A 5372-nucleotide genomic window follows, 5' to 3' on the forward strand; every position below is an offset into this window, starting at 1 on the left:
GAAAAGGCAAGCCTCCACCGCGTGCTCGATACCGAAGAAATCCAGAACCTGGTGAACGCCATCGGTACGGGTATCGGTACGGAATTCAAGATCGAGAAGCTCCGCTACAACAAGATCATCATCATGACCGATGCCGATGTGGACGGTTCCCATATCCAGACGCTTTTGCTCACGTTCTTCTTCCGCTATATGCGCCCGCTTATCGACGCAGGGCACATTTTCCTCGCCATGCCGCCGCTGTACAAGCTGAAGGTGGGCCAGAAGGAACGTTACCTGTTCGACGAAAACGAGAAGGACAAGGTGATGGCCGAAGTGGAAGACAAGAAGAACGTCTCCATCACCCGATTCAAGGGTCTGGGCGAAATGTCGCCCGAACAGTTGAACGAGACGACCATGGACCCCTCCAAGCGATTCCTCAAGCAGTGCTACGTGGAAGACGCCGTCCTCGCCGACCAGATTTTCAGCATGCTCATGGGCGAAGACGTCGAGCCGCGTCGCAAGTTCATCGAGTCAAACGCCTACAAGGTCCTGAAAGACCTGGATATTTAAGATGAGTCCGACGAAAGCCGACTTCCAGACGGTCCTGGGCCAGGCACGCGAGCTTGTCAAGGAACAGCTCGCCTTGGCCGAAAAAAAGATCATGCAGGTTGCCGAGACCGCCCCTGCGGGCATTTCGGAACGTCTGCTCTCCCTGTTCAGCCGCAAGGGCAAGCGCATCCGCTCCACCCTGCTGTGCCTGATTTCCCACTGCGGGAACGGAGCGCCGGATTTCGAGCGCATCGCCAATGCCTGCGCCAGCGTGGAGCTGTTGCACCTGGCAAGCCTGGTGCACGACGATATCATTGACGGTACGGAACTGCGACGCGGGCAGATTACCGCCCACAAGGAATGGGGCACCCAGGTAGCCGTCCTCGTAGGCGACTACGTGCTTTCCCAGTCCATGCGCTGCGTCATAAACGAGAAGGACCGCGACGTCCCTGTCATCATCTCCGACGCCGCAGACAAGCTTATCGTGGGCGAAATCATGGAACTCGACCACTGCGGCGAACTCGGACTTACCAGGGAAATCTACAACGAGATTATCGACGCGAAAACGGCAGCCCTCATCGAAGCCGCGGCCCGACTGGGTGGCATCATGGCCGGATTCAACGAGGCACTTGTTGATGACTGCGCCAGGATGGGCGCGCACTTTGGCCTAGCCTTCCAGATTATCGACGACCTGCTCGATTACGGCTACGGATCGAAGAACATGGACAAGGCGAAGTTCACCGACCTTTCGAACGGGCTGATTACGCTCCCCCTGCTGTACTATTTCGAAGAATGCTCGGATGCCGAGAAAGAAGAAATGGGCCAGCTCGTGCGCACCGCTTCTGAGGACGGAGTCCCGGAAAAAATCCTGGAAAAGCTGCGCGAGAAGGGTTCCTTCGACAAGGCCAAGGCAGAAGCCCAGGAACACCTGGAAAAAGCCCTCGAAATTGCGGAAAAGTTCCCGAACAACAAGTTTACGGAAGAGATTGTCGCTATGTTTGCGAGCATGAGCGACCGCGGAAACTAAAAACTTCCAAAAATAGATCCTTCGACTCGCTGCGCTCGCTCAGGATGACACGGTGTGTCATTTCCTCCGCATCCAAAAGGCGAGGAATACAATCACCGACAGGATACAGACGGCGATGATGCCCCAGAAGGCCATGCCCGAGCCGGTGAGCGCGTCACCGTTCATGCCGAAGGGCAGCTTCACGTTCATGCCGAACAAGCTCGCGAAGAACGTCGGGAGCGATATGGAAATCGTCACGATGGTCAAGTTCTTCATCAGCTGGTTCACGTTGTTGTTGATGACGCTCGCGCGGGCATCCATCATGGATGTCAAAATGTTGGCGTAGATGTTCGCCTGTTGCAGGCTCTGGCCGTTCTCGATCTGGATATCTTCCAGCAGTTCCCGCTCCGCCTCGGTCCAATTGAGGCTACGCCCCAGCTGCAGCTTGCGCAACAGCGTATCGTTGCTGTTGAGGGCGCTCACGTAGTAAATCAAGCCCTTGTTCAGGCTGAACATGCTGAGCAGGTACTTGTTTTCCATCGACGTGTTGAGGCGCAGCTCCAAGTCGTCGTTGATACGGTTGATAATCTTCAAGTGTTCGTTGAAGTGCGATATCGCGAAACTCAGGACGCGGAGCACGAAGGTGTTGAGGCTGTCGATTTTCGAGAAGCGGCGCTCGTCCATCACCGGGATGTCGCTGTCCGTCAGGAGCAGCACCCAGTCCTTGAAAATGAATATGCCGAAGGATTCCACGCGGAACTGGAAGTTGTCCTCGGCGGAATAGTTCTTGGGCTTCTTGAACACGATGGTCGTGAAGTCTTCGTCGTATTCGATACGGGAAAGTTCGTCGGAGTCGAATGCGGAGGCAATGGTATGCTCGGTAATTTCGTATTCCTTGACCAGGACGCTGCGCTGTTCCTGGCTGAGGGAGCCCATGATGACGATGTCCGCGGCATCCTCGTTCGGAGCTACTGCGAGACGACCGGATTCGATTTTGTAATACTTGAGCATACGTGCCCCCTTTGATCGAACGGCCCTTAATATAGAAAAAACCTCGGTAAAACCGAGGTTTTTTAATGCTTATTTGCTGTGAATTACACGCCCTTCTTAAAGCGCTTGCTCCACCACAGAACCACGGGAGAGCAGATGCACACGGAGGAGTAGGTACCGATAAGGATACCGAAGCACTGCACCAAGCCGAAATCGCGGATGGAGGAACCGCCCTTCACGGCGAGGATCACGCACACGAACAACGTCGTGAGAGAGGTCACCATGGTACGGCTGAAGCACTGGTTCAGGGACTTGTTGATAGTTTCAGCGAAGTTCGCAGAACCGTAGATAGCGGTGTTTTCACGGATACGGTCGAAGTTCACGATGGTATCGTTCACGGAGTAACCAATCATCGTCAGGAGCGAGGCAATCAGGGCGCCGTCGAAGGAGAGGCCGAAGGCGGAGATGAAGCCGAGCGTGATGACAGTATCGTGCACGAGGCCGAGCACGGCGGCCACACCGAAACCGAGACCGAACTTGCCGAATCGGAACCACACGTAGATCAAGATGCCGAGCCATGCGAGGATTACGGAAAGGATGGCGTTGAAGCGCAGTTCCTTACCGATAGTCGGACCCACGTTGTCGCGGGCGACGATTTCGCATTTCTGGCCGGCCTTCTCGAAGGCCTGGGCCATCTTGAGTTCGAACTGGGAATCGTCGGAGGCGCGCATGCTCACCTGGTAGGAGTTGGCGGAAGTACCGCCGAGCGTACGGACCTTGGTGCCCGAGATGCCGGCAGCGGAGAGGGCCTTGCTCAAGTCCTTCTCGTGCTTGGCGTCATCCTGGTACTGGATCGTATAGACCTGGCCACCGGTGAAGTCGATACTGAAGTCAAAGCCCTTGATGGCGATGAAGGCGATAGAGGCAACAATCAGGATCATCGAGATGAGACCGAAACGACGGCGGTTCGGAATGATCTGGAGGTTCGCTTCGTTGATGGCCTTGAAGCCGTTACCGATAGAGAGCGTCGTAGCGTCACGCTTGGCGAGCTTCCAGTCGAGAATGGCGCGGGTCACCGTGATAGCGCAGAAGAGCGAGGTCAAAATACCGATAGTCAGCGTAAGACCGAAACCCTTCACGGAACCGGTACCGATCTTGTAGAGGATAAGGCCAGTAAGAACCGTCGTCAAGTTGGAGTCCAAGATGGCGCTGAAGGCGCGTTCGTAACCCTTGGCCACGGCGGCGCGGGCGGTCAGGCCGTTCTTGATTTCTTCACGGATACGTTCGTAGATAATCACGTTCGCGTCGAGCGACATACCCACCACGAGGATGAAGCCGGCGATACCGGGGAGCGTAAGGGTCGCGTTGAACACGGACATCACGGCGGCGGTCACCAGGGTGTTGATGATCATACCGAAGCTAGCGATAAGGCCGCCCAGGCGGTAGTAGGCCACCATGAACACCAAGCAGAGGATGAGGCCGATGGCACCGGAACCGAAGCCCTGGACGATGTTTTCTTCACCGAGGGTGGCACCGACGCTGCGGCTTTCGATAATCTTCATCGGGGCCTTGAGGGCACCGGCGCGGAGCACGACAGCGAGGCGGTTGGCTTCGGCCATGTCTTCGAGGCCGGTAATCTGGGCTTCGCCGTTCGGGATACGGTCACGAATGACCGGAGCGCTGATGACCTGGTTATCGAGAACGATGGCCATCTGCTTACCGACGTTAGCAGCAGTCACAGCAGAGAACTTCTTAGGACCAATGCCGCCGAACTTGAGGTTCACGGCAACTTCACCAGCGCTCATACCATCGCTTACGCGGTACGGGCGAGCATCCGTGATATCGTCACCGCCCATTTCTGCACGGCGCTTGAGGAGGTAAAGACGCTTGGCCTTGATATTTGCATCACGGCGAAGTTTTTCAAGACCGCTACCGAAAGCAANNCGGCAGTCACGGCAGAGAACTTCTTGGGGCCGATACCGGAGAAGCGGAGGCTTACAGCCACTTCACCAGCGTTCGTTCCATCGCCCACGCGGTACGGGCGGGCGTCGGAAATATCGTCACCGCCCATTTCGGCACGGCGGCGAAGGAGGTAGAGTCGCTTGGCCTTGATCTTGGAGTCGCGCTGCACCGGTTCGAGGCCACTGCCGAAGGCGAAGGCCACGTCACGCGGAATCAGCTTCTGCACGGCTTCGAGTTCGAAAATCTTCTTGACCGTCTCGATGCTTTCCTCGGCGATGAAACCGCCGTTACCGAAGGAGAGGTAGTAGGCGCTGAGAGCCTTCCCGACCACGGATGCCGGTATGGCGTCGGCGGAGTCGGCCACGGCGCTGTCGGCCTTGGGAGCTTCGGCCTCGGCGACCTTGCCGCCCAGAAGTTCTTCGTCGGAGAGCTGCTTTGCGGTATCGGCGGCCGGCTTGGCGCTGTCCGTCGCGGCGACGGTGCTGTCCTTGGCCGTCGTATCGGCCTTGGCGGAGTCGCTGGCGGTCACGTCGGTGGTCTGGCGGGTCAGGTACTGGTCAATGAGCGTAATGACCTGGGTGAACTTTTCGCTTTCGGCAAGAATCTTGAATTCGAGCTTTGCGGTGGAACCCACGAGGTTCTTTGCGGTAGAATCGTCCACACCGGCAAGTTCGACCAGGATGCGGTCGTCGCCGGAGGGCGAAATCTGCGGTTCGGAAAGACCGTACTGGTCAACGCGGTTACGGATGATTTCGAGGGACTGCTTCTGGATGTCCTGGATATCGTCGTCTTCCTTGAGACCGGACTTGTCGATTTCGAGCGTAATGCTCGTACCGCCGGCGAGGTCGAGGCCGAAATTGATGGACCTGGAAGAAAGTTTCGGATT

5 protein-coding genes are annotated in these 5372 nt (G+C 56.9%); 2 read left to right on the plus strand and 3 right to left on the minus strand.

Annotated elements, in window-relative coordinates:
• A partial coding sequence (locus B3M32_RS03805; protein WP_290743679.1) for a toprim domain-containing protein occupies positions 1 to 549 on the plus strand: 549 nt, incomplete at its 5' end.
• A gap of 1 nt (position 550) precedes the next feature.
• On the plus strand, positions 551 to 1555 hold the full coding sequence (locus B3M32_RS03810; protein WP_290743681.1) for a polyprenyl synthetase family protein: 1005 nt from the start codon (positions 551 to 553) through the stop codon (positions 1553 to 1555).
• Positions 1556 to 1612: 57 nt separating this feature from the next.
• Here B3M32_RS03810 and B3M32_RS03815 read toward each other — a convergent pair whose 3' ends face one another.
• From B3M32_RS03815 to B3M32_RS03825, 3 genes are all read right to left on the minus strand, one after another.
• Positions 1613 to 2545: a magnesium transporter CorA family protein gene (locus tag B3M32_RS03815; RefSeq protein ID WP_290743683.1), complete on the minus strand. Its 933-nt coding sequence runs from the start codon at positions 2543 to 2545 to the stop codon at positions 1613 to 1615.
• A gap of 83 nt (positions 2546 to 2628) precedes the next feature.
• Positions 2629 to 4380 carry a protein translocase subunit SecD gene (gene secD, locus B3M32_RS03820; protein WP_290743685.1) on the minus strand — a complete coding sequence of 584 codons (1752 nt, stop codon included), beginning with the start codon at positions 4378 to 4380 and terminating at the stop codon, positions 2629 to 2631.
• Positions 4338 to 5348: a hypothetical protein gene (locus tag B3M32_RS03825; RefSeq protein ID WP_422653590.1), complete on the minus strand. Its 1011-nt coding sequence runs from the start codon at positions 5346 to 5348 to the stop codon at positions 4338 to 4340. Before B3M32_RS03825 ends, secD begins: the two co-directional genes overlap by 43 nt.
• Between the last annotated feature and the right edge of the window lie 24 nt (positions 5349 to 5372).

The organism is Fibrobacter sp. UBA4309 (assembly GCF_002395745.1).
Lineage (GTDB): Bacteria > Fibrobacterota > Fibrobacteria > Fibrobacterales > Fibrobacteraceae > Fibrobacter.

Excerpts from the sequence above, each read along its gene's own strand:
- B3M32_RS03810 (WP_290743681.1), top strand. The coding sequence starts at position 551 with ATGAGTCCGACGAAAGCCGACTTCCAGACGGTCCTGGGCCAGGCACGC.
- B3M32_RS03815 (WP_290743683.1), bottom strand. The coding sequence starts at position 2,545 with ATGCTCAAGTATTACAAAATCGAATCCGGTCGTCTCGCAGTAGCTCCG.
- secD (WP_290743685.1), bottom strand. The coding sequence starts at position 4,380 with ATGGGCGGTGACGATATCACGGATGCTCGCCCGTACCGCGTAAGCGAT.